Annotated in this window: 17 protein-coding genes; 1 reads left to right on the top strand and 16 read right to left on the bottom strand. The window is 52.8% G+C overall.

The window, feature by feature from the left end:
* The 6 genes from Q3O59_RS03505 to tkt form a co-directional block, all read right to left on the bottom strand.
* Positions 1 to 1368, bottom strand: a complete 1368-nt coding sequence (locus Q3O59_RS03505; RefSeq protein ID WP_305944251.1) for a MotA/TolQ/ExbB proton channel family protein — start codon at positions 1366 to 1368, stop codon at positions 1 to 3.
* A gap of 7 nt (positions 1369 to 1375) precedes the next feature.
* The gene (locus tag Q3O59_RS03500; RefSeq protein ID WP_305944250.1) at positions 1376 to 2134 is read right to left on the bottom strand and encodes a DUF3450 domain-containing protein; all 759 of its coding nucleotides are present in this window, start codon (positions 2132 to 2134) and stop codon (positions 1376 to 1378) included.
* Between the two features lie 329 nt (positions 2135 to 2463).
* A complete protein-coding gene (gene fba / locus Q3O59_RS03495) occupies positions 2464 to 3501 on the bottom strand; it encodes a class II fructose-bisphosphate aldolase (RefSeq protein ID WP_305944249.1) in 1038 nt (345 codons plus the stop codon).
* A 64-nt stretch (positions 3502 to 3565) separates the two neighbouring features.
* Positions 3566 to 4747, bottom strand: a complete 1182-nt coding sequence (locus Q3O59_RS03490; RefSeq protein WP_305944248.1) for a phosphoglycerate kinase — start codon at positions 4745 to 4747, stop codon at positions 3566 to 3568.
* Between the two features lie 14 nt (positions 4748 to 4761).
* Positions 4762 to 5781: an erythrose-4-phosphate dehydrogenase gene (epd, locus tag Q3O59_RS03485; RefSeq protein ID WP_305944247.1), complete on the bottom strand. Its 1020-nt coding sequence runs from the start codon at positions 5779 to 5781 to the stop codon at positions 4762 to 4764.
* A gap of 75 nt (positions 5782 to 5856) precedes the next feature.
* On the bottom strand, positions 5857 to 7857 hold the full coding sequence (gene tkt / locus Q3O59_RS03480) for a transketolase (RefSeq protein ID WP_305944246.1): 2001 nt from the start codon (positions 7855 to 7857) through the stop codon (positions 5857 to 5859).
* A 364-nt stretch (positions 7858 to 8221) separates the two neighbouring features.
* Between tkt and metK the strand changes: the two genes are divergently transcribed.
* Complete coding sequence (metK, locus tag Q3O59_RS03475) at positions 8222 to 9370, top strand: methionine adenosyltransferase (RefSeq protein ID WP_305944245.1); 1149 nt, start codon at positions 8222 to 8224, stop codon at positions 9368 to 9370.
* 70 nt (positions 9371 to 9440) lie between these two features.
* Here the strand turns inward: metK and Q3O59_RS03470 are convergent, their stop codons facing one another.
* From Q3O59_RS03470 to Q3O59_RS03425, 10 genes are all read right to left on the bottom strand, one after another.
* On the bottom strand, positions 9441 to 11357 hold the full coding sequence (locus tag Q3O59_RS03470) for a SurA N-terminal domain-containing protein (protein ID WP_305944244.1): 1917 nt from the start codon (positions 11355 to 11357) through the stop codon (positions 9441 to 9443).
* A 187-nt stretch (positions 11358 to 11544) separates the two neighbouring features.
* Complete coding sequence (hupB, locus tag Q3O59_RS03465) at positions 11545 to 11817, bottom strand: nucleoid-associated protein HU-beta (RefSeq protein WP_091344524.1); 273 nt, start codon at positions 11815 to 11817, stop codon at positions 11545 to 11547.
* A gap of 208 nt (positions 11818 to 12025) precedes the next feature.
* Complete coding sequence (lon, locus tag Q3O59_RS03460; RefSeq protein WP_305944243.1) at positions 12026 to 14422, bottom strand: endopeptidase La; 2397 nt, start codon at positions 14420 to 14422, stop codon at positions 12026 to 12028.
* Between the two features lie 156 nt (positions 14423 to 14578).
* Positions 14579 to 15859, bottom strand: a complete 1281-nt coding sequence (gene clpX, locus Q3O59_RS03455; protein WP_305944242.1) for an ATP-dependent protease ATP-binding subunit ClpX — start codon at positions 15857 to 15859, stop codon at positions 14579 to 14581.
* Positions 15860 to 15935: 76 nt separating this feature from the next.
* Positions 15936 to 16562 carry an ATP-dependent Clp endopeptidase proteolytic subunit ClpP gene (clpP, locus tag Q3O59_RS03450; protein ID WP_305944241.1) on the bottom strand — a complete coding sequence of 209 codons (627 nt, stop codon included), beginning with the start codon at positions 16560 to 16562 and terminating at the stop codon, positions 15936 to 15938.
* Between the two features lie 158 nt (positions 16563 to 16720).
* Entirely contained in the window at positions 16721 to 18034 is a 1314-nt protein-coding gene (gene tig, locus Q3O59_RS03445) for a trigger factor (protein WP_305944240.1), read from the bottom strand.
* A gap of 231 nt (positions 18035 to 18265) precedes the next feature.
* A complete protein-coding gene (locus tag Q3O59_RS03440) occupies positions 18266 to 19516 on the bottom strand; it encodes a glutamate-5-semialdehyde dehydrogenase (protein ID WP_305944239.1) in 1251 nt (416 codons plus the stop codon).
* Entirely contained in the window at positions 19513 to 20640 is a 1128-nt protein-coding gene (proB, locus tag Q3O59_RS03435; protein WP_305944238.1) for a glutamate 5-kinase, read from the bottom strand. Before proB ends, Q3O59_RS03440 begins: the two co-directional genes overlap by 4 nt.
* Positions 20641 to 20902: 262 nt before the next feature.
* Positions 20903 to 21928: a malonyl CoA-ACP transacylase gene (locus Q3O59_RS03430; RefSeq protein ID WP_305944237.1), complete on the bottom strand. Its 1026-nt coding sequence runs from the start codon at positions 21926 to 21928 to the stop codon at positions 20903 to 20905.
* On the bottom strand, positions 21925 to 24138 hold the full coding sequence (locus Q3O59_RS03425) for a thiamine pyrophosphate-dependent enzyme (RefSeq protein ID WP_305944236.1): 2214 nt from the start codon (positions 24136 to 24138) through the stop codon (positions 21925 to 21927). Before Q3O59_RS03425 ends, Q3O59_RS03430 begins: the two co-directional genes overlap by 4 nt.
* Between the last annotated feature and the right edge of the window lie 28 nt (positions 24139 to 24166).

The following is a 24166-nucleotide window of genomic DNA, read 5'->3' as shown; positions in this document are numbered from 1 at the left end:
TTAGGCTTTCTCCTTCTCCGCATGAGCAGCAATGATACCAGCGCTTTGCTCATCCAGTACGTGAAGCACAGATTTGGCTTTGGTAGCAACAATGCTGTGAGCGAAGATCAGTGGCAGTGCCGCGATCAGACCCAAAGCAGTGGTTACCAAGGCCAGAGAGATATCACCTGCCATCAGTTTCGGGTCACCAGTACCGTACAGAGTGATGGTTTGGAAGGTCATGATCATACCGATAACGGTACCCAACAGACCCATCAAAGGTGCAACGGCAGCAAACAGCTTGATCATGCCGATACCACGCTCAACCTTCGGCGTTTCACGCAGGATGGCTTCATCCAGCTTCAGCTCCAGGTTTTCCACATCAGCAGATTTGTTGTTGTGGTAAACCTTCAGGATACGACCCAGTGGGTTGCCATCGGAAGGATTGGACAGGTTTTTCAGTTGAGCACGGATCTTGCCACCAACCAGTGTCAGCACCACAAAACGCTCAATCGCAATCAACAGACCAATGATCAACAAGGCAGTGATCAGGTAACCAACAAATTTACCCTGGTGGTAGTACTCAGACAAAGTTGCACGCTGCTGGTTCAGACGCAGAATACTGTTGCCTTTAGTCGGGTCAACAAACAGGCTGGTCAGGTTGCCAGCACGAGTGCCGTGGAAGTCCGCAACTGAGTTGTGTACACGCGAGATAGGAGCGCGACCCAGAGGCTGCAACTGGTTGGTATCCGCGTTGTAGTAAAGGTAGTCACGGTCTGTGGTGATGTGGAAAGAACCAAAACGGGTTACCCGTTGCGTGGAGCTACCGCCATCCAGGTTAACGACTTCGGCGTCGAAACGGGTGATTTTCGCCGACTCAACCATTTCAGTCAGCAAAGCAACCCACAGGTCTTCCATTTCAGGAATGGTTGGCAGCTCAGTCGCTGCAGCCAAACCACGCAGTGGCTCGTGACGGCCCGGGTACTGGGCACTCACGATGGAAGTAGAAACAACACCGATGGCATCGCTGGCACTACCACGAACCATACCGAACAGCTCACCCAGAGTACCCTGAGCAGAGATCAGCTCTTGCTCTTTTTGGGCAATCAGGATGTCATTGTCGGCGTATTCTTTTTGCAAACGCTCACCACGGGCTTCTTCGTTGGCCAAAGCACGACGTGCTTCGTTCAACAGGCGCTGTTGATCCTGACGGGCATTGATAAAGGCTTGTTCGCGTTCCTGGTTGATACGACCTTCCAGTTGGCGCTCACGCTTTACTTGCTCCAGGATTTGATCCAGGCGCGTAGAATTGGCTGAAGCATCAAATGCCGTGCTGGCAGTAGCAGTCACCGCAACAGCAACAATTAGTGATTTTAATAAGGTTCTCATTGTCGTCTTACTCCGTTGCGATCAGTGGTACACGGGCCATATCAAAGTTAATTTCACGGCGAGCCATTTTGATAAAGTCGCTCACGCCATTCAAATAACTGGCTGGTAATTGATCCCAGCTGTTGGTCTGACGATTCCAATGCCATGCATTGCTGCCATCCAACGACATCGCCATCAGTGCCAGACGGCCTAAATGCACATAATCGACGGTTAATTCGTTGCCACCCAGATCCAGGGTGCCCTGGAAGGCAGCCAGCTCAGAGCCATAACCGGCTTCAATGCTGTAAGCTTCCATGATTTGACGGTACTGTTCAGAAAGCTGAACATCTGAACGTGACATCACTTCACGCAGACGCTCTACCCGCTCCATACGACGCTCAGTTCGTAATGGGATGTCGTTTTTAACGAATTCTTCTAAAGCATCAATCATCTTAAACATCAACGGCACTGTGCCGCGACGGGTATCTTCCAGCGTGTCAATCTGACGCTGAATGGAGTTGATTTGACGCTGCTGATCATTAACCAGAGTCTGCAGGAAGTCGTTGTAGACTTTCAGGCTGTCGGTCTGATCCACAACCTGGCGATACTGACCCAGTAACTCCTGAGTTTGCTCGTAAATGGTGTTGATGCGTTCCTGTGAGCGAACGGCTTCGCGAATGATCTGGCTATTTTCCTGATGAATTTGCTCTAAGCCGGAATTCGCCATCGCTCCGCCGGAAAAGGCGAAGACACCGGCAAAAGCCGATGCGATAAGACTTTTACTCATTTTATTGTTAAGCATAGTTCCCAACCAATAATTGCTGATTAACGTAACCTGGAGTTAAGGGCTTTTCTCAAACTACCCTTGTGACGATGTCGTAAAGCACTTCTAAACCTACGCATCGACCACGAATAGAGAGCCCTGGTTAGAGGGTAAACCAACTGCATCATTGCAGCTAAAAAGCCCATTGTCAATACGACAACGGGCTTTGCCAATAATTCAAAGACTGCTTATTTATGCGGTTTGCAGGCCTGTTTATGCGCTATTAAAGCGCTGCTTTTCTTCTTGTTATACTTTATTAAATAAAGTGGGCAAAAAAGCAGCGCGCTAGTACTTTAGCTGTAAAAGCCGACCATGGCTTCCAAACTGACCGGTTTGATCTTGCTGGCATTGCCCGCACAACCAAAGGCCTCATAACGGGCAATGCAAATATCGGTCATGGCTTTGGTGGATGCCTGCAAAAACTTGCGTGGATCAAACTCGGCCGGATTGGTCGCCAGAAAACGACGAACAGCACCGGTTGAAGCCAAACGCAAATCGGTATCTATATTCACTTTACGGACACCGTGCTTGATGCCTTCCAAAATTTGTTCCACCGGCACACCGTAGGTTTCCGGGATCTCACCACCGAACTCATTAATGACCTTCAGCCATTCTTGCGGCACCGATGAGGAACCGTGCATCACCAGGTGGGTATTAGGGATTTTGGCGTGAATGGCTTTGATCCGATCAATCGCCAGAATGTCCCCTGTCGGTGGCCGGCTGAATTTGTAGGCACCATGCGAAGTTCCGCAGGCAATCGCCAATGCGTCCACGCCGGTGGCCTGCACAAAATCAAAGGCTTCATCGGGATCGGTCAGCATTTGCTCGTGCGTTAAGGTGCCCTCAGCACCGATGCCATCTTCTTCACCAGCGGTTCCGGTTTCCAGTGAGCCCAGGCAGCCCAACTCGCCTTCCACGGAGACACCACAGGCATGGGCAATGTCGACCACGCTCTTAGTGACCGCCACATTGTAGTCGTAATCCATCGGCGTCTTGCCATCTTCTCCCAGAGAACCATCCATCATCACCGATGAGAAACCCAGCTGAATCGAGCGCTGGCAAACGGCCATAGAGGTCCCGTGGTCCTGGTGCATCACCACAGGAATGTGCGGAAACTCTTCAATCGCAGCCAAAATCAGATGGCGCAAAAATGGTGCTCCGGCATACTTTCGGGCACCGGCCGAAGCCTGCACAATGACCGGACTGTCGGTTTTATCCGCCGCCAGCATAATGGCGCGCATTTGCTCCAGATTGTTGACATTAAAAGCCGGAACGCCGTAACCGCGCTCGGCTGCGTGATCCAGCATCTGACGTAATGAAATAAGTGCCATGAGATCCTCTCTCTGTTAGGGTACAAAGTTATCAATGCTCTTTGAGCTATTATTGTGTGGTTCGTCAGGCCTGTTTGGCCCGCTCTTCCAGTATAGCGACTGCCGGCAAGGTTTTGCCCTCTAAGAACTCAAGGAAGGCCCCGCCGCCCGTCGAAATGTAAGAAATTTTGTCCGCAATGCCGTACTTGTCGATAGCCGCCAGAGTGTCACCGCCTCCCGCTATCGAAAATGCAGCGCTCTCTGCAATGGCTTTGGCCAGTGCTTCGGTCCCGCCAGCAAACTGATCGAATTCAAAGACCCCAACCGGGCCATTCCAGACGATGGTACCGGCATTTTTCAACAGTTTCATCAGAGTTGCCGCGGTCACAGGACCAATATCAAATACCATGTCATCGGCGGCAATCTCATTGACCGCTTTGAGCTCCGCCTTGGTGTCCGCGCTGAAGGCTTTGCCGGTGACCACATCCGAAGGCACCGGAATACTGGCACCGCGAGCTTCTGCTGCCGCCATCAGGCGTTTGGCTTCAGGAATCAAATCATCTTCGCACAAGGATTTGCCCACGCTGTGTCCAGACGCAGCAATAAAAGTGTTGGCAATGCCACCACCGACGATCAACTGGTCCACCACGCTGGATAAAGATTCTAGGACGGTGAGCTTGGTGGATACTTTGGAGCCGCCGACTATGGCCACCAAAGGACGTTTCGGGTTTTTTAGTGCCTTGGCCAGTGCGTCCAGCTCATTGGCCAGCAAGGGGCCGGCGCAGGCAACAGGCGCGAATTTAGCCACACCATGGGTCGATGCCTGAGCACGGTGCGCCGTGCCAAAGGCATCCATCACGAACAGATCGCACAAAGCGGCCAGCTGCTGCGCCAGCCCATCGTCATTTTTCTTTTCGCCTTTGTTAAAACGCACGTTCTCAAAAACGACCAGCTCACCCGGTTTTACCTCGACACCATTCAGATAATCCCGCTCAAGACGAACCGGGACAGTCAAGGCTTTGGTCAGCCAGTCCACCACTGGCTGCAGCGACGCGTCCTCGCTGAACACGCCTTCTTCCGGCCGCCCCAGATGCGACATCACCATCACAGCAGCGCCTTTGGCTAACGCCAGTTCAATGGTGGGTAGCGCTGCCTTCAAACGGGCATCGGATGTGACTACGCCGTCTTTGACCGGCACGTTTAAATCTTCCCGAATCAGAACCCGCTTACCAGCCAGTTCCAGTTGACTCATCTGTAGTACTGTCATTATTTTCTCCTAATTCAGGCCATCATGGCCTTGGCGGTATCCAGCATGCGATGGGCAAAACCCCACTCGTTGTCACACCAAAGCAGGCACTTGACCAACCGTTTGTGGCTCACCCGGGTCAGGGAGCCATCGACAATGCAGGAATGGGAATTGTGGTTAAAATCGACCGAGACCAGCGGCTCCTCGGTGTAATCCAGAATACCGGCTAATTGCGACTTGCCAGCTTGCTGCAACACTTGGTTGATGGCCGCCGGTTGCACATCCTGATGCAGCGTTAAGCTAACATCCATCGCCGTGACATTGACGGTGGGCACCCGTACGGCGATGGCTTCAAAGCGGCCGGCCAATTGCGGTAAAATCCGCTCGATACCGAGTGCTAGCTTGGTGTCGACCGGAATAATCGACTGACTGGCAGCACGGGTACGACGCAAGTCCGGATGATAGGCATCGATCACTTGCTGATCATGCATCGAGGCATGAATGGTGGTAATGGTGCCACTTTCAATGCCAAAACGCTCATCAAGTAGTTGCAGTACCGGCACCACACAATTGGTGGTGCAGGAGCCATTGGAGACAATGCGCATCTCAGCGTTAAGCTGCTGATGATTGATACCAAAGATCACAGTCGCATCCACATCGGCATCGGCAGGATGGGAAAACAACACTTTTTTTGCTCCGGCCGTCAGATGCCAACCGGCATGCTCACGCGAATGAAACACACCGGTGCACTCCAGCACCACATCAATCCCAAGCTCCTGCCAGGGCAACTCAGTTGGATCGGCTTCAGCAAACAACTGAATCCGATCGCCATTGACCCGGATCCCCTGTTCAACCCGCTCAACTTCGGCAGCAAAACGGCCATGGGAACTGTCGTACTTCAAGAGGTGTGCAACGCCTTTGGCATCGGCCAATTCATTGATGGCCACCACCTGCAGATCCCGTCGGCCCGACTCGTACAAAGCCCTTACAATGTTACGGCCAATCCGGCCAAAGCCATTAATCGCCAGGCGAATCGGCTGCTGTATCTTTGACATCGGTGTTTATTTACTCCCAAGACTGCAAGCAGCAGTTTAAAAAAGGACAGCATTGGCTGTCCTTTCTTTTTGATGTTATTGACTGAGCAGCTCACGGGCAGCTGCCAGCACCTGGTCGCTGGTGATGCCAAAGTGTGCGAACAGCTGATCGGCTGGCGCTGACTCACCAAAAGTATCCATACCGATAATACGGCCATTCAGGCCGACGTACTTGTACCAGCCGTCTTTGCTGCCGGCTTCGACCGCGACACGACGGCTGACAGCCGCTGGCAGTACCTGCTCTCGGTAACTGGCATCCTGTGCATCAAACACATCGGTCGATGGCATCGACACCACACGAACTTTACGGCCTTCTTGCTGCAACTGAGCGGCAGCACTCATCGCCAACTGCACTTCCGAGCCGGTGGCGATTAAAATCAGCTCCGGGGTACCGTCGCAGTCCAACAGTACATAGCCGCCCCGGCGAATGCCGGCCAATTGCTCGGCGTTGCGCTCTTGCTGTGGTAAGCCCTGACGGGTAAAGATCAGGCTGCTCGGGCCTTCGGTACGCTCAATCGCCGCTTGCCAGGCCACCGCCGACTCGACCTGATCGCATGGGCGCCAGTTCATCAGGTTGGGGGTGGCGCGCAGTGCTGTCAGCTGCTCGACCGGTTGATGGGTTGGCCCATCTTCGCCCAACCCAATGGAGTCGTGGGTATAGACAAAAATAACCCGCTGCTTCATCAAAGCCGCCATCCGCACTGCATTGCGGGCGTACTCCATAAACATCAGGAAGGTGGCACCGTAAGGCACAAAGCCGCCGTGCAGCGCTATACCATTCATCATGGCCGACATGCCAAACTCACGCACGCCGTAGTAAATGTAATTGCCACTGGCGTCGCTGTGCGTCAGTGGCTTAGAGCCGGACCAGATGGTCAGGTTGGAGCCTGCCAAGTCGGCCGAGCCTCCCATAAACTCAGGCAATAGCGGACCAAAGGCATTGAGCGCATTCTGCGATGCTTTACGGGTGGCGATGTTGGCGGGGTTGGCTTGCAACTGTGCAATGTAAGCAGCGCTGTCGCTTGCCCAGTTGGCCGGCAGTTCGCCTTTGCTGCGGCGCTCAAACTCAGCAGCCAGTTCCGGATAGGCTGCGCGGTAGGCTGCCAGCTTTTGCTGCCAGCTTTGCTCTGCGCTTTGGCCTTTTGCTTTGCCATCCCACTCGGCATAAATATCCGCTGGGATCTCAAAAGGTGCATGGGGCCACTGCAAAAACTCGCGACTGGCCGCAATTTCGGCATCGCCCAGTGGCGCACCATGGCAATCATGGCTGCCGCCTTTATTCGGAGCACCGTAGCCAATGACCGTTTTGCAGCAAATCAGTGTTGGCTTGCCGGTTTCGGCCTGGGCCTGCTCGATGGCTGCTTTTACCGCCTCAGCATCATGGCCATCCACCGACTCAATGACTTGCCAGCCGTAGGCTTTAAAGCGTGCCGGTGTATCATCGGTGAACCAGCCTTCGACTTCGCCATCGATGGAAATACCATTGTCATCCCAGAACGCTATCAATTTGCCAAGGCCCAGAGTGCCCGCCAGCGAACAGGCTTCGTGCGAAATGCCTTCCATCAGGCAGCCATCGCCCAAAAAGACGTAGGTGAAATGATCGACAATGGCATGGCCCGGTCGGTTAAACTGGGCTGCGAGGGACTTTTCTGCAACGGCCATACCGACCGCATTGGTAATGCCCTGCCCCAGAGGGCCTGTGGTGGTTTCAACACCGGGCGCATAGCCATATTCAGGATGCCCTGGCGTTTTGGAGTGCAATTGACGAAACTGTTTTAAATCGTCAATGCCGAGCTCATAGCCTGATAAGTGCAACAGCGAGTAGAGCAGCATAGAGCCATGTCCGTTCGACAGCACAAAGCGATCGCGATCCGCCCAGTTCGGGTTCTGCGGGTTGTGCTTGAGGAAATCACGCCAAAGCACCTCAGCGATATCCGCCATGCCCATAGGGGCGCCTGGATGACCTGAATTGGCTTTTTGAACGGCATCCATGCTAAGCGCACGAATGGCATTGGCGAGTTGTTTACGAGAAGGCATGCTAACTCCTGGGTAGTGGGTAAAAAACTGTCATGAGCCCGGTCCGGACCCGGCTCTGATACTTGCTGTTATACCGTGAGTATGGCATCAGGGTCTTGGCGCCCCGATTTTGCCGGCTATTTTCGCCCAGCCATCGGGTAATGGCAAATTTAAATAGTCAACGCCACAGAAAACCCGAGCGAGACCGCAACGTCACAGCTTTGAAACACCAAGCAGCACAGCGTCAAAGACGTCTGGCCGTCAACTTTTTCTAGCCAACTGTGATCGATTTCACTAAAATAGCGCTATAACACGGAACCCGCACTGGCGAATGCCTTTGCCGCGGGGGTATTTTATTTTAACATTTTTGGTGGATAACTGGCCCATGGCACAACATATCTTCACTTCTGAATCCGTCTCTGAAGGACATCCGGATAAAATTGCTGATCAGATCTCTGATGCGGTGCTGGATGCCATTCTTGCGCAAGACCCGAAAGCCCGGGTTGCCTGCGAAACCTTTGTAAAGACCGGTATGGTGTTGGTCGGTGGTGAAATCAGCACCAGCGCCTGGGTTGATATCGAAGAGCTGACCCGTAAAACTGTTCGTGAAATTGGCTATGTGCACTCCGACATGGGCTTTGATGCTGACTCCTGTGCTGTGCTTAATGCCATCGGCAAACAATCACCGGATATCAATCAGGGTGTCGATAAAACCGATCCGAAAGAACAAGGCGCTGGTGATCAGGGCTTGATGTTTGGCTATGCCAGCAACGAAACCGATGTGCTGATGCCTGCCCCTATTACCTACTCGCATCGTTTGGTTCAGCGCCAGGCGGAGGTGCGTAAAAACGGCACCCTGCCTTGGTTGCGGCCGGATGCCAAGTCGCAGTTAAGCTTTATCTACGAGAACGGCAAGCCTGTCGGCATCGATGCGGTGGTTTTGTCGACTCAACATTGCGATACCATCAGCACGGACGATCTGCGTGAAGCAGTGATGGAAGAAATCATCAAGCCGGTACTTCCGGCTGAATGGTTGAACAGCCAAACCAAGTTTTTCATCAACCCGACCGGCCGCTTTGTCATTGGTGGGCCAATGGGCGACTGCGGTCTGACTGGTCGTAAAATCATTGTTGATACTTATGGCGGCATGGCTCGCCATGGTGGTGGTGCTTTCTCTGGTAAAGATCCATCAAAAGTGGATCGCTCTGCTGCTTATGCCGCTCGCTATGTTGCGAAAAACATTGTGGCGGCAGGCTTGGCTGAGCGTTGTGAGATCCAGGTATCCTATGCCATTGGTGTAGCTGAGCCGACTTCGATTAGCGTCGAAACCTTTGGCACCAGCAAGCTGGAAGAAAGCCAACTGATTGGTTTAATCCGCGAGCACTTTGATTTGCGTCCGTACGGACTCATTGAGATGCTGCAACTGGAACGCCCCATCTATCTGCCAACGGCTGCTTATGGCCATTTTGGCCGGGATGAGTTCCCGTGGGAACAAACCAACAAAGCAGAAGCGCTGCGTCAATACGCCAAGTAAGCTTCCCCAAAAAAATCCCCCGCAGAGTGCGGGGGATTTTTTTATTCACTTGTAGCCATTTAGTCCGGGCTTAAAAGCTCTCTTCAGGAGCTTCCAATCGAGGGCGACGGATTTTTGCACTGGCTTTTAGCGCCGCTAACATGGCTTCGTACGACTGCTGCGCTTGCTGATTGGCAAAACGCTCCAGATCTTCCACCTCTGGCAGTTCAGTGACTTCCACATCACGCACCGCAGTGACAGCGACCAGCGCCATGTCGCCATTCATTAGCTCAACCAAATCGGCTGTTGCAGGCTGATTTTCGGACGGACGTGGCAAGGCGAAAGCTTTCGCGCGAACTTCAGCATCCAGACTGCCGCCAAAACGCGAGGTGTCGCTGGCAAACTGTGGCTCAAGTCCTACAGCCATGACCGCAGAGGTAAAGTCACCTTCTTGCTGAAATGCCGCCAACACAGCTGCAGCTTGCTGGCGAGCCAACTCTGAGCTTAGCTGTTGCCGCACCCCTGCGACCACCTGATCACGCACCTCATCCAGAGACTGCGTGCGGGCTGGCTGATGGTCGGTCACCCGAGCCACAATCAGATGCTGAGCACCCACTTCGATCGGTTCACTGTTCAGGCCTTCACCAATAAAGCGCAAATTAAACAGTCGCTGCAGCACTTGCGGATGATTCAGTGGCGCGGCGGCTTCCTGGCGCGAAAACAAGGCCTGGCTACGCAATGGCAACTGTGTCATATCGGCAGCTTCTTGCAAGTTGTCCGGTACGTCAAAGCTGACATCGGCCAATAATTGTTGCAGTTCGAAGAAACGATCGTAGGCTTGCTCTTGTTGCAATGCCTGGACGATTTCACCCTGAACCTCAGCAAAGTCACGTGCTACCGTAGGCTCAAAACGGTGCAATTTGATAATGTGATAACCAAAGCTGGTTTGCACCACACCACTTAATGCGCCTTCTTCAGACAAAGCAAAGGCTGCCTCTTCAAAAGCGGCTTCCATATCTCCCCGGTTTAACCAAGGCAGTACACCACCCTCGGCTGCGGAAAAGGTGTCATCCGACTCTCTGGCAGCAACTTCAGCAAAATCGGCTCCGGCCTCAAGCTCGGCCAAAATGCTTTGAGCCCGAGCTTCAAGTTCACTGTCCGCTCCCATGCTCTCAAGCAAAATGTGAGCGACCTGACGGCGCTCTTGTGTGCTGTACAGTGCCAAGTTGGCTTGGTAAAAAGCCTTCGCCTCGGCTTCTGATACGGCGATGTCTTTCGCAATTTGCTCAATCGAAAGCTCAATAAATTCGACTGCGACTTTTTCTTCAGTTTCAAAGCGTGCCAGTTGATCGTAATAATACTGCTCAATTTTGGCATCGGTGACCTCGACTTGGTCACTAAACTGCTCTGCTGAGAATTTGACGAACTGAATATCCCGACTTTGCTGCTGCAAGGTCATCAGACGCTGCAACTCATTCGGCGTTGCAAACTCAGAGAGAATCAGGCCTTGAATCAATTGTTGGCGCATCATCTGCTCGCGCAACATTTCACGAAATTCGCCGGTTTGCAAACCTGCCTGACGCAGCAAAGCAAGGTAGCGATCATTGTTAAAGACACCACCGACCTGAAACTCAGGTAAGGTGCGGATCACTTGGCGAATGGCCTCATCGCTGATGCGTAAGCCCAGCTTCTTCGCATATTGCTTTTGCAGGGTTTCATCGATTAAACGCTCAAGTACATCTGCGCGAAAACCAGCCATGTAGCTTGGATCGGATGCCAGCAGCTCGAACATCTCGCCAAACTGCTGTTCCATCCGTGCCCGCTCATTCTGATACGCCTGCTCCAGGGCAGCGCGGGAAACGCCTTCACCATTGACTTCAGCCGCCGGCGTTTCCTGACTGGAACCCAGATAGCCCCCTACACCCGCTAAGGCGAATGTCACGATTATCAAGCCCAGAATAATCTTGGCGGTTAGCCCTTGTGAACCTTCTCTGATTTTCTCTAACATCGTGCCTTTATCTCTGTTTGCTACGCAACATTATAAAAAAAGCGCATCTTAACAGATGCGCCTTTCTGATAGAAGCCTTCGTAGCAGAGCTGGTCAAAGAGCGGAACCGTGACACTAGAGCTGTGCAATAATGGCGGAGCTGCTGCTGCGTGGCTGAGTTACCCGGCGCGCCGGGCAAGTTTCATTCTTAGTTGACAGCGTCTTTTAACGCTTTGCCTGGCTTGAATGAAGGAATTTTCGCTGAAGCGATCTGGATAGTAGCACCGGTTTGTGGGTTACGGCCGGTACGGGCAGCACGCTCACGAACAGAGTAAGTACCAAAACCTACCAGAGCAACAGAATCGCCTTCTTTCAATGCATCCGTCACGGCACCAATGAAAGCATCCAGTGCACGACCAGCATCCGCTTTAGACAGCTCAGCACCGGCAGCAATTTTGTCGATAAGTTGAGACTTGTTCACAATATCATCCCCTTCAATTGTTATTGTTTTCAACAACTACACGTATTGATGTTGTAAGTACGCGCCCATGTTATAACAAGCATTCAGAGCGCTTGCAAGCAGAAGAGAGCATCCTACAACTATTTTTCCACTTTGAGCCCCAGCCCTTATCCAATAAGGGCTGGAGAACTTTCCTTAAGTTAGCACAGCCATAGAGAATGAAAAGCCTTTAATGGGCATTTTTTTCTATTTTTGCGCTTTTTGCTGCTTTTTTTTGCAGGATCTCCGGCTGAAAACGGCTGACAGGCTCTTGCAACGCCAATTCCAGCACCTCATCAATCCATTTGACGGCTTTAATTTCCAGGTCGGCTTTGACATTTTCCGGAATTTCTTTCAGATCGCGCAGGTTATCGTGCGGGATCACTACCCGCTTAATGCCACCACGATGAGCGGCCAACAGCTTTTCTTTTAAACCACCTATCGGCAACACTTCACCACGCAGCGTAATTTCGCCGGTCATAGCAACATCCGCCCGCACCGGATTACCGGTTAAGCTGGAGACCAGAGCCGTCACCATGCCAATACCGGCACTTGGCCCATCCTTCGGCGTTGCGCCTTCCGGTACATGCACATGGATATCCCGTGTTTCGTAAAAGTCATCGTTTATGCGCAGCAGCTCAGCGCGGCTGCGCACCACGGTCATCGCCGCCTGAATGGACTCTTTCATCACATCGCCAAGCGAGCCGGTAAAGGTTAGCTTGCCTTTGCCTACTACGGCTGCAGCTTCGATGGTCAGCAAGTCGCCACCAACCTCGGTCCAGGCAAGGCCAGTGACCTGACCGATGCGGTTGTTGTCTTCGGCCTTGCCGTAATCGTGGCGCTGCACGCCCAGGTAACTTTCCAGGTTGGCTTGTTCAATGACGACCGTTTTGGTGTCTTTGTTCAGCAAAATTTCTTTGACCGCCTTACGGCAGAGTTTGGAGATCTCCCGCTCCAGACTCCGTACGCCTGCTTCACGGGTGTAATAACGGATAATGCCGATGATGGCATCGTCTTTAATCTCAATTTCGTGTGGCTTTAAGCCATTGCGGCCAATCTGCTTGCTGATCAAATGCTGTTTAGCAATGTTCAACTTTTCATCTTCGGTATAGCCTGACAAGCGAATCACTTCCATCCGGTCCAATAAAGGGGCTGGGATATTCAGGCTGTTCGAAGTGGCGACAAACATCACATCGGATAGATCGTAATCAACCTCCAGATAGTGATCGCTGAAGCTGGTGTTTTGCTCCGGGTCCAGCACTTCCAATAAGGCTGCTGCCGGATCGCCGCGAAAATCCGATGCCATCTTATCGATTTCATCAAGCAAAAATAGTGGGTTGCGAACCCCGACTTTGGCCATTTTTTGAATGATTTTGCCAGGCATCGAACCAATGTAAGTTCGGCGATGGCCACGAATTTCGGCTTCATCGCGCACGCCGCCAAGGGCCATTCGTACGTATTTACGACCGGTGGCTTTGGCGATGGACTGGCCAAGGGAGGTTTTACCCACTCCAGGAGGCCCTACCAGGCACAAAATAGGACCTTTGAGTTTGTTGACCCGCTGCTGCACCGCCAAATACTCGATGATGCGCTCTTTAACTTTTTCCAAGCCATAATGATCGGCATTCAGGATTTGCTCAGCGCCTGCCAGGTTTTTCTTCACCTTGCTGCGGGTTTTCCAGGGCACATTGCTCAGCCAATCGATGTAGCTACGGACCACAGTGGCTTCGGCTGACATCGGCGACATCATTTTCAGCTTTTGCAGCTCGGCCTTGGCTTTATCGGCTGCTTCGGTCGGCATTTTGGCCTGTTCAATCTTGTTGCTCAGGGTTTCGAATTCGTCCGGCGCATCTTCGAGCTCACCCAACTCTTTCTGAATGGCCTTCATCTGCTCATTCAGATAGTACTCACGCTGGCTTTTCTCCATTTGCTTTTTGACGCGGCTACGAATACGACGCTCCACTTGCAAAATGTCGATCTCGCTTTCCATCATCGCCATTAAGTATTCAAGACGCGCCGTGACATCGCTGATTTCCAGCACTTTTTGCTTGTCTTCGACTTTAAGCGGCATGTGCGCTGCCATGGTATCGGCCAAGCGGGCTGCGTCTTCGATGCCACTCAGGGCCGTTAATACCTCTGGCGGGATCTTTTTATTCAGCTTGATGTAGCCTTCAAACTGATTGATGGCTGAGCGCAGAAAAACTTCTTGCTCACGGCTATCTACTTCGGCCGAGGCAATCATCTCAATATCAGCAGCAAAACTTTGCTCGGTCTCGGTAAACTCCAGCAGGCGAGCGCGTTGGCTGCCTTCCACCAACACTTTGACGGTACCATCCGGTAGTTTTAGCAGCTGCAAAATGGTGGCAACGGTACCAATTTCGTACAGATCTTCTGCTTTCGGATCGTCCTGACTGGCATCTTTTTGTGCCACCAGAAAAATTTGCTTGTCGTTGTCCATGGCGGCATCCAGGCACTTGATGGATTTCGCCCGACCGACAAACAAGGGGATCACCATATGCGGGTAGACCACCACATCACGCAGGGCCAACACCGGCATATGACGACGTTCAATCTGTTGTTCAGTCATTCTTCACTCTCGAGTAAGTTGCTTGCAGACGCAATCGGGTATGTCAGTTATATAAGGGCACTGGGACAGAACTTCAATTGCTTGCAGTCGATTTCCTGCATCAACCAGGCTGAAGCTGGCAAAAACTCGGGCAGCGGACTGCTGCCCGATGAAGACTTAATGCGATTCAGCGACTGCTGGATCTTTACGTTGGTAAATCAGAATGGGATCGGACTCGCCGCGGATCACGGTATCGTCAATCACCACTTTACTCACATCTTCCATTGATGGCAGTTCGTACATGGTATCCAGCAAGACACCTTCTACAATGGAACGCAGGCCGCGGGCACCGGTTTTGCGCTCCATGGCTTTTTGAGCAATGGCGTTCAGCGCATCATCACGAAACTCCAGCTCAACCCCTTCCATATCGAATAAGGAAGCAAATTGCTTGACCAGCGCGTTTTTGGGCTGACTTAAAATCTGCACTAAGGCGTCCTTGTCCAGCTCAGTGAGTGTCGCCACCACCGGCAGACGACCAATGAACTCGGGGATCAGACCGTACTTGACTAAATCCTCGGGTTCAACCTCTTTAAAGGCCTCGGTCAGGCTACGGCTGCTTTCTTTGCTCTTTACTTCAGCACCAAAGCCAATACCCGCACCTTTGGCCGATCGCTGCTCAATCACTTTATCCAGTCCGGCAAAAGCACCGCCACAAATAAAGAGGATCTTGGAGGTATCGACCTGCAGAAACTCCTGCTGCGGGTGTTTGCGACCCCCTTGAGGTGGCACGGAAGCAATGGTGCCTTCGATCAGTTTCAGTAAGGCTTGCTGTACCCCTTCCCCCGATACATCCCGGGTAATGGACGGGTTATCGGATTTGCGCGAAATTTTGTCAATTTCATCGATGTAAACAATGCCTCGTTGGGCTTTCTCGACATCGTAATCGCATTTTTGCAGCAATTTCTGAATGATGTTTTCCACATCCTCACCGACATAGCCGGCTTCGGTTAAAGTGGTGGCATCGGCCATGGTGAAAGGCACATCCAGCAAACGCGCCAGGGTTTCTGCCAACAGTGTTTTGCCGCTGCCGGTTGGACCAATCAACAAGATATTGCTTTTGCCCAACTCAACATCCGGTTTGCTGCCGGCATTGCGCAGCCGCTTGTAGTGATTGTACACAGCAACGGCCAATACTTTTTTCGCATGCTCCTGGCCGATTACATAGTCGTCCAAATGGCTGCGGATTTCATGCGGTGTCGGCAATTTGTCGGCTTCACGCTTGGGGGAGATATCTTTGATCTCTTCCCGGATAATGTCGTTGCATAAGTCAACGCACTCGTCACAGATATAGACCTGTGGCCCTGCGATCAGCTTGCGCACTTCATGCTGTGACTTGCCACAAAAAGAGCAGTACAACAATTTACCGCCTTTGTCACCGTCAGTGCGGTTATCAGCCATGTAACTTCCTCTTCCACTTCGCCCGCAATAGTAGACTGCGCGCTTTACCTCTTACTACCATAGCAAAAAATTGCCGTTATTTCGCGTCTCGTTGCGTCAAAATTGCATCGACCAGACCGTATTCCTTTGCCGCTTCGGCGGTCAGGAAGTTATCCCGCTCGGTATCCTGACACACTTTTTCGTATTTTTGACCGGTATGTTCGGCCATTAAACGGTTTAACCGTTCCTTTATACTTAAGATCTCACGGGCATGGATCTCAATATCGGTAGCCTGCCCCTGAAAACCGCCCAATGGCTGATGAATCATCACCCGCGCATTCGGCAGGCAATAACGCTTGCCCTTGGCGCCACCGGACAACAAAAAGGCCCCCATGCTGGCAGCCTGGCCCATACAGACGGTGGCGACATCCGGTTTGATAAATTGCATGGTGTCGTAAATCGACATGCCTGCAGTCACAACACCACCAGGGGAATTGATGTAGATATAAATGTCTTTTTCCGGGTTTTCGGATTCTAAAAACAACAACTGGGCGCAAATCAGGTTGGCCATGTGGTCTTCAACCGGGCCGGTCAGAAAAATAACACGCTCTTTCAGCAAGCGAGAGTAAATGTCAAAAGAGCGCTCACCTTTGGCGGTTTGCTCAATCACGATGGGAACTAAAGCGTTGACTAAATCCTGATGCGAAGTGCTTTGAAACGACATAGATAGCTTCCTGATGCAAGGCGACGAGGCGCCGGAAAATAAAATGGCCCGAACAAAACTGTCCGAGCCATTAAAACTGCGTTACCAACAGAAGTCAATCTTAGTTGACTGGGCTGGCGACTCCATGAAACGGCAGGAATGCCGTTTCAGGATGGAAACTAGTTCGCAGTTTGTGGTGGGTTCATGATCTCATCAAACTTGGCCGGTGCATCGGTCACAGCGGCTTTGCTCAGTACCAGCTCAATGGCCTGGTCTTCCAGGGCGACATTGCGCATGCTTTGCAGCAGCTCCTGGTTGCTGTTGTAGTACTGCACCACTTCTTGCGGATCTTCATAAGCAGAAGCCACATCGGCAATCAGTTCCTGCACACGGTTGTCATCCACTTTCAGCTCGTTGGTCTTGATGATTTCGCCCAGCAACAAACCGACTTTAACGCGGTCTTTGGCTTGCTCTTCAAACAAAGAGGCTGGCAGCTCAGGCAGTTGCTTCGGATCCAGGTTCTGGCCAAAACGTTGCATGGCTTGCTTACGCAGTACGTCGACTTCGCCGGCAATCAACGACTTAGGTACTTCGACTTCGTTGTTGGCCAACAGACCTTTGATCACTTGATCTTTGACTTTGCCGCGAACGGTTTGCTTCAGCTCACGTTCCATATTTTTGCGCACTTCAGCTTTCAGCGCATCAACAGTGGCTTCGGTCAGACCAAACAAGGCTGCGAACTCATCGTTCAGTTCAGGCAATACCTGCTTCTCAACTTTTTTCACCGTTACAGCAAACTGAGCGGCTTTGCCTTTTAAGTTTTCTGCGTGGTAATCCTCTGGGAACGTGACGTCCAGGGTGGCTTCCTCGCCAGCTTTTTTGCCAATCAAGCCATCTTCAAAGCCTGGGATCATTCGGCCCTGGCCCAGTTCCAGTGTGAAATCAGTGGCCTTGCCGCCTTCAAATTCTTCACCGTCTACGCTGCCAACAAAATCAATGATGATGCGGTCATTTTTCGCCGCTTTGCCTTTTTTCTCGGCCCAGCTGGCGTGTTGCTTACGCAGAGTTTCCAGCATTTTATCCAAATCAGCATCGGTGATTTCCACCACAGGCTTGCTGATTTCGATTTTATCCAAAGCCTGAACTTCAACCTCTGGGTAAACTTCGAAGGTCGCAGCAAAGGTCAGATCTTTGCCGGCTTCCAGCGCTTCAGGAGCAAAAGCGGGTGCACCGGCAGGGGTGATTTTCTGCTCAACGATGGCTTCGTAAAAGCTGCGCTGCATCTGCTCCGACGCAACTTCCTGCAGTACCGCCTGGCCGTAACGCTTTTGAATAATGGAGACAGGTGCTTTGCCTGGACGGAAACCATCGATGCGCTGGCGCTTGGCCAGATCACGCAGACGGTTTTTAACTTCCGACTGGATAGCATCCGCCGGAACTGTAATGGTTAAACGGCGCTCTAAACCCTGAGTGGTTTCTACAGAAACTTGCATCTTGTTACCTCAAAATCAAATTCAGGCGCTTGCAGTCACGCCGAAAAAATCGAGTCTGATTCTCGCCTGAGCCGCAGCTCAACAGACTTGTAGTTGAATAGGACGCGGCATTATAGCGAGCGAAAAACAGCAAGTCGAGTCCCTTGCCCGAGTTTCGTTGTCCAGGGCTGGACTTGCCCTTTCCAAGCAATAAAAAAGCCGCCCGTAGGCGGCTTCGGAAGTACAGGGTTGTTAGCGGGTTTGGCCCTGGCCAGACACCACAAAACGCTCTGTGGTCAATGCTTCTAAGCCCATCGGGCCATAAGCATGCAACTTGCTGGTGGAAATGCCAATTTCCGCGCCAAGACCAAGCTCACCACCGTCGGAAAAACGCGATGAGGCATTGTGCATCACCACAGCAGCGTCCACCTGATTGATAAAGGTGTCGGCACTGGCCTGATCCTGAGTGCAAATCACTTCGGTATGATAGCTGCCAAACTGATCAATGTGCGCCATGGCGGCATCTAGATCATCCACCACCCGAATGGCAATTTCCGGCGCCAGATATTCCTGACCATAATCAGCGGCGGCAATGGGTTCAGCACCGTCAAAGTGGCTGATGCTGCGCTCACAGGCGTGTACTTTCACCTGATGGGCGCGGAAGGCTTCTGCCACCATTGGCAAGAAATCCGCCGCCTGATGTTGGTTCACCAGTAAGCACTCCAGCGCGTTGCAGACGCCCGGGCGTTGTACCTTGCCGTTTAGCAACAGCTCCAATGCCATATTCAGGTCGGCACTTTGATCGACATACAGATGGCACACCCCTTTAAAGTGCTGGATCACCGGCACCCGGCTGTTGTCGGTGACAAAACGGATCAGGCCTTCGCCACCACGCGGGATCACCAGGTCGATGAACTGATCCTGCTGGATTAAGTCCAGCATCAGCTGACGATCCGGATCTGGCACTATGGTCACTACTTCCTGCGGCAATTGATGCTCTGCCAGCGCCTGATGCATCGCATTGGCGATGGCCAGGCTGGTTTGAATGGCTTCACGGCCACAGCGCAGGATCACAGCATTGCCCGATTTAAAGCACAAAGCACCGGCATCGGCGGTAACGTTGGGCCGGGCTTCATAAATCATGCAAATCACGCCCAAAGGAATACGGCGCTTTTCGATACGGATGCCGTTGGGGCGCTCTTCAATAAAGCGCTTGCTGCCAACCGGATCCGGCAGTTGAATAATTTGCTCGATGGCTTGTGCCATGCTTTCAATCCGCTCGGGAGTCAGGGTCAGGCGATCCAGCATTGCAGCGGAAGTGTTGTTGGCTTTCGCTTGTTCCAGCTCGGCGCTGTTGGCCGTTAAAATAGCTGGGGTGGCAGAGCGGATGGCGTTGGCCATGCTTTGCAACACATAATTCTTTTGTTCCGTTGATAAATGCGCAACGGCTTTGGCTGCCTTGGCAGCCTGAGCGGCAAGTGTCGCCGCACTCAAGGTACTCATAATCTCTCCAATAATGTCATTTCATCACGGTGAATCACTTCGTAGGTGCTGCCAGGCAAGATTTCCCCCAGCTGCTCTGCGATTTCACTCGTCTGTTGACCTTTGATGCTAAAAAGCTCACGGGCACTGTAGCGGCTGACGCCTTTGGCAATGGACACTTTGCCAGTACCACAACGCACAATCACCGCGTCACCCGGCTCAAATTCGCCTTCCACATGGACAATGCCGCTGCACAGCAAGGAGGCGCCCTGATGACGCAAGGCTTTCATGCAGCCATCGTCAACCCAGATCTCGCCTTTAGCCCGTAAGGTATGGCGCACCCAATGCTTTTTACCGGACATTGGGTCTTTATGACCATAGAAAATGGTGCCCGGATTAAAGCCATCCAACAGTCGATGAAAGGTGTCCTGCTGGTGCCCATCTACAATCAAGGTATCGACGCCATGGGCCGTGGCTTTTTCTGCCGCCTGCACCTTGGTCCGCATGCCACCGGTCCCGACGCTCGAGCTGGCACCACCGGCCAGGCTATAAATGCGCTCATCAATGGTCCGTACTTCCGGGATCAGCTGGGCTGATGGATCCTTATTGGGATCGGCGGTAAAAAGCCCGGTAATGTCCGAACAAATGATCAACGCATCCGCGTCAGCCACGGTGGCAACCATGGCGGCCAGGTTGTCGTTATCGCCAACCTTAATTTCCTCGGTTGCTATGGTGTCGTTTTCATTCACAATAGGCAAGACTTGGTGATCCAACAAACGCCGAAAGGTATTGCGTACATTGACATGCCGCACCCGATCACTGAGATCACCATGGGTCAGCAGCACCTGAGCACAAGGAAAGCTAAAACAATTGGACCAGAAGTTCATCATCTGGTTTTGGCCCACCGCCGCCATCGCACGTTTTAACGCAATAGGCACCCGGTGATGATTGAAATTAAAATGATGACGGCCTGCAGCAACACTGCCTGATGATACCAGGATCACTTCAATGCCACGCTCGCGGCACTGACGGATAAAGTCAGCAATGGGGCCTAAGTATTTTTCACTGCAACCTGCCTGGGGATCGGGTGCGATTAAGGCACTGCCGACTTTGAGCACTATCCTGCTCCAGGATGGGTTTAACATAGCTCCTCCGTTTTCAAAACCGCGGCTATGATAGCAAATTTTGTAACCCAGCACCACCGGCTTTCAGGAACCAAGCTCTGACAAAGCCCCTGCACAACCTAAAAATATTCATTAATAACAGATATTTATTCACCAATATTCGCTAAGTGATTACTTTTACGCCAAAAAGAGCCTCCTGCATGGGTCTTTATTCTGTAATAAAATTACAAAAAATCTGCAGCCAACGCCTGCAGATTTTTCAGGTCATGACAAGGATAGGACGTCAGTCCAAGGTGAGCCGCTGGCGCTGCTCTGGCAACCCCATCGACAGCACCAGTGGGTTGTGTTGCTGACGCGCGCTGAAGTCGGCTTTGCTGCCGAGCCCTTGCCAGTTAAGCCGGATCAGGCTCTGGGCCACGGCACCGCCCAGACTGGCACCAGGACCAAGCAAAATAAGAGCATCGGGGGCAAATTCTTTGACCGCAACTTCAATCGCCAGGCTGAAGTCGTAACAGCCTTGCACCTGTCTTTCCAGTGTGTAGCGCTTTAATGCTTCAGCTTCCGTCGCATAGGGCTGCCAAATACGGCCACAACCGTCGACCAATGGCAGCCTTGGCCTGGCAAAGCTACTGCCATCAATGCTGGCCATGGCATCGCTTGCCGCCTGAGCCATCAAAGGTGAATGAAAAGCAGCATGCCCTGGCAACTGCATCGGGAAACGCTCATCCACCTTGGGTAAGCGATCAAGGGCCGCTTTGATGGCCCCTTCGGTACCGGCCAGCACCGCATAGCCACCAAAGCGGATGGATTCAAATAATTCCCCGGCATAGTCAGCCAGTAGCGCATCAACCAGGGCAATCTTTTCAGCATCCGGCTGCCAATCGCTGTTGACCAGCGGATAAATGCACTGACCGCCGGCTGCGCTGGCAGTCAGTCGGGCCATCTGACTAACGTACTGGATGGCGGCAGCCGGATGCCAGACACCGGCGCACCCCAGGGCGGTGTACCACCCCATGGAGTTGCCCGTGATGGCCACCACCTCAAATTGCTGCTGATTGATGCTGTGATAATCCAGCAAGCCAGCGCTGAAGATAAGGCCGGCCGCATTTTCAGGCTGTTGATGCAGCCGGCTGCTGAAGCTTGCCGCGCCATCCAGCTCGCTGATACTGGCCAGGCCAAGTTCATGCCGCACCGCATCGAGCTGCTGAATCAACGGCTGCTGGCTGGCGTGCAAGCGGCCAATGCTGCCCAGCTCCGCTTTGTTGTAACTGCCCCGCCCCGGGCAGACCACCACGGCTGTTTTTTTCATGCCCGACGCTCCTTAGCCGCTGACGGCAACAGACTACGAACCCGCTCGATGATCTGCGCCTTAGCAGGCAACACCTGATAGGCGGCAGCGCCAAGTGGTATAAAGCTGTCATCCGCAGTTAAACGCTCAATCTGGAAGTGCCCTGGCCTGGCTTCGTGCAGCAAGGTCACCAGCTCTTCGCTGACCGAGCCCCGGCGCCGGCACTCATCGACAATCAACAGCCGAGTGCATGGTCCAATGGCAGCAAGAATAGCATCCAGCTGCAAGGGGATCAGGCAGCGCAGGTCCAATAGACGCAGCGACAGGCCTTCGACACGCAGCTCCAGCTCAGCCTGACGCGACAGATAATAGCCATTGCCATAGCTCAGAATACAAAGCTCTTCACCCCGACCAAATACTGCAGGCTCACCCAGAGCCGGCAATGCTGTCGTTGGCTCAGGGTACTGGCACAGCCAGAGCCCATCCCCGGGCTCTTGCAGATCCCGGGTCATGTAGAGGGCTATCGGTTCTAAAAACACCACCAAGCGCTTCTGCTCGTGCGCCAGCTGCATTGCCTGACGCAACAACAAAGCCGCATCCTCACCGTTGGAGGGGCAAAGCAAAATCAATCCCGGTATGTCGCGGAACACGGCAAAGGAATTGTCGTTGTGAAAATGCCCACCAAAGCCTTTTTGGTAGGCAAGGCCAGCAATGCGGATTACCATGCCATTGTGGTACTGACCGTTGGAAAAAAATGGCAAGGTTGCTGCCTCACCACGGATCTGATCCTCGGCATTGTGAACATAGGCCAAAAACTGAATTTCCGGCATGGCGACAAAGCCCTGTTGCGCCAAGCCTATTGCCAGCCCCAGAATGCTTTGCTCATCCAGCAAGGTATTGATCACTCGGTTGTAACCAAAGGCATGCACCAGATGCTGGGTGACATTGTAAACCCCGCCTTTTTTGGCAATGTCTTCACCACAAAGCACCAACTGTGGGTATTGCGCCATCAAATCATGCAGTGTCCAGTTGAGTAATTTAGCCAAGTGCTGGGGTTTGCCTTGATTGTGTTTATCAAAAGCAAAGAGCTCCGCCCGGCTGGCGGCATCCGGTAAGGCTGGCAGTGGTAAAGCCGGCCGCTTTGGTGCAATCGATGCCATCACATCGGCCGACGACGTCAGTTTAGGCCGACGGCTGGCTTCTTCGGCAATGCGCTCAATGCGCGCATCCAGCGCCTCAATCCAGGCCACCAGTTCGCTGGCACTCATCCAGCCCTGCTCCAGCACAGCGGCTGTGCTAAACAGCAGTGGATCCAGCTCCAGTTCATCGGCGATGCGCTCTTTTTTACGATAAGCTACTTCGGCATCCGAACCGGCATGGCCAAACAGTCGCACGGTCGCTAAGTGCAGCACCGCCGGCTTTCGGCTGCGTCGCACGTAATCGGCGGCCTGACAAGCCACCTGATAGCTGCCAGCCAGATCGCGGCCATCGGCATGAAAATAACGCAGGCCCGGCCGGTTGCTCAGGCTTTGCTGCACCCAACCGGTGGGTGTTGGTGTCGAAATCCCCAAACCATTGTCTTCGCAAACAAAGAGCATTGGCACTGGTACCTGCTGAAAGGCAGCCCAGCAGGCTGCATTCAAGGCTCCCTGAGCGGTGGAGTGATTCAGCGACGCATCGCCAAAACTGCAACAAGCAATGCTGTCAACAGGCCAGCTGCCCTGATGCTGCATGCGTTTGGACAAGCCAATTGCAAAAGCTGCTCCAACCGCTTTGGGCAAGTGGGATGCGATGGTGCTGGTTTGCGGCGGAATGTTGAGCACCAGGCTGCCCAGCACCTTGTGCCGGCCACCGGAGATGGGATCGTCCGACGAGGCGGCAAAAGACAGCAGCATATCGTACAGCGGTGTCTGCCCCTCCAGCTGCTTGCTGCGCTGCAGGAAAAAAGCACCGCTGCGGTAGTGCAAAAAAGCCGGATCCGTGGGCTTTAAGGCTGCAGCCACAGCAGCATTGGCCTCATGACCGCTGCTGCCAATGGTGTAAAAGCTTTGTCCTTTGGCTTGCATCAACCGGGAGCGCAAATCCAGCAAGCGGCTTTGCAACTGACTTTCGAACAACTGAAACAACAAAGCCGCTGGCAAACCAGCACCACCACTGGCGGCTTGCGGCAATTGCGACTGTAGAATACGGGCATGGTACTGCTGAACCCAGGGATGCTGTGAACTGGCCATCGAAACTCCTGTTAGACTGGGACCGGGA

Origin of the sequence: Alkalimonas delamerensis, from assembly GCF_030717955.1 — a bacterium.
Lineage (GTDB): Bacteria > Pseudomonadota > Gammaproteobacteria > Enterobacterales > Alteromonadaceae > Alkalimonas > Alkalimonas delamerensis.
The sequence above is the reverse complement of the archived record's forward strand: the minus strand, read 5'-3'. Positions and strand labels throughout refer to the sequence as shown.

Bases quoted from the DNA above. Each gene is read 5' to 3' on its own strand.
- Q3O59_RS03505 (WP_305944251.1), bottom strand. From the start codon at position 1,368: ATGAGAACCTTATTAAAATCACTAATTGTTGCTGTTGCGGTGACTGCT.
- Q3O59_RS03500 (WP_305944250.1), bottom strand. From the start codon at position 2,134: ATGAGTAAAAGTCTTATCGCATCGGCTTTTGCCGGTGTCTTCGCCTTT.
- fba (WP_305944249.1), bottom strand. From the start codon at position 3,501: ATGGCACTTATTTCATTACGTCAGATGCTGGATCACGCAGCCGAGCGC.
- Q3O59_RS03490 (WP_305944248.1), bottom strand. From the start codon at position 4,747: ATGACAGTACTACAGATGAGTCAACTGGAACTGGCTGGTAAGCGGGTT.
- epd (WP_305944247.1), bottom strand. From the start codon at position 5,781: ATGTCAAAGATACAGCAGCCGATTCGCCTGGCGATTAATGGCTTTGGC.
- tkt (WP_305944246.1), bottom strand. From the start codon at position 7,857: ATGCCTTCTCGTAAACAACTCGCCAATGCCATTCGTGCGCTTAGCATG.
- metK (WP_305944245.1), top strand. From the start codon at position 8,222: ATGGCACAACATATCTTCACTTCTGAATCCGTCTCTGAAGGACATCCG.
- Q3O59_RS03470 (WP_305944244.1), bottom strand. From the start codon at position 11,357: ATGTTAGAGAAAATCAGAGAAGGTTCACAAGGGCTAACCGCCAAGATT.
- lon (WP_305944243.1), bottom strand. From the start codon at position 14,422: ATGACTGAACAACAGATTGAACGTCGTCATATGCCGGTGTTGGCCCTG.
- clpX (WP_305944242.1), bottom strand. From the start codon at position 15,859: ATGGCTGATAACCGCACTGACGGTGACAAAGGCGGTAAATTGTTGTAC.
- clpP (WP_305944241.1), bottom strand. From the start codon at position 16,562: ATGTCGTTTCAAAGCACTTCGCATCAGGATTTAGTCAACGCTTTAGTT.
- tig (WP_305944240.1), bottom strand. From the start codon at position 18,034: ATGCAAGTTTCTGTAGAAACCACTCAGGGTTTAGAGCGCCGTTTAACC.
- Q3O59_RS03440 (WP_305944239.1), bottom strand. From the start codon at position 19,516: ATGAGTACCTTGAGTGCGGCGACACTTGCCGCTCAGGCTGCCAAGGCA.
- proB (WP_305944238.1), bottom strand. From the start codon at position 20,640: ATGTTAAACCCATCCTGGAGCAGGATAGTGCTCAAAGTCGGCAGTGCC.
- Q3O59_RS03430 (WP_305944237.1), bottom strand. From the start codon at position 21,928: ATGAAAAAAACAGCCGTGGTGGTCTGCCCGGGGCGGGGCAGTTACAAC.
- Q3O59_RS03425 (WP_305944236.1), bottom strand. From the start codon at position 24,138: ATGGCCAGTTCACAGCATCCCTGGGTTCAGCAGTACCATGCCCGTATT.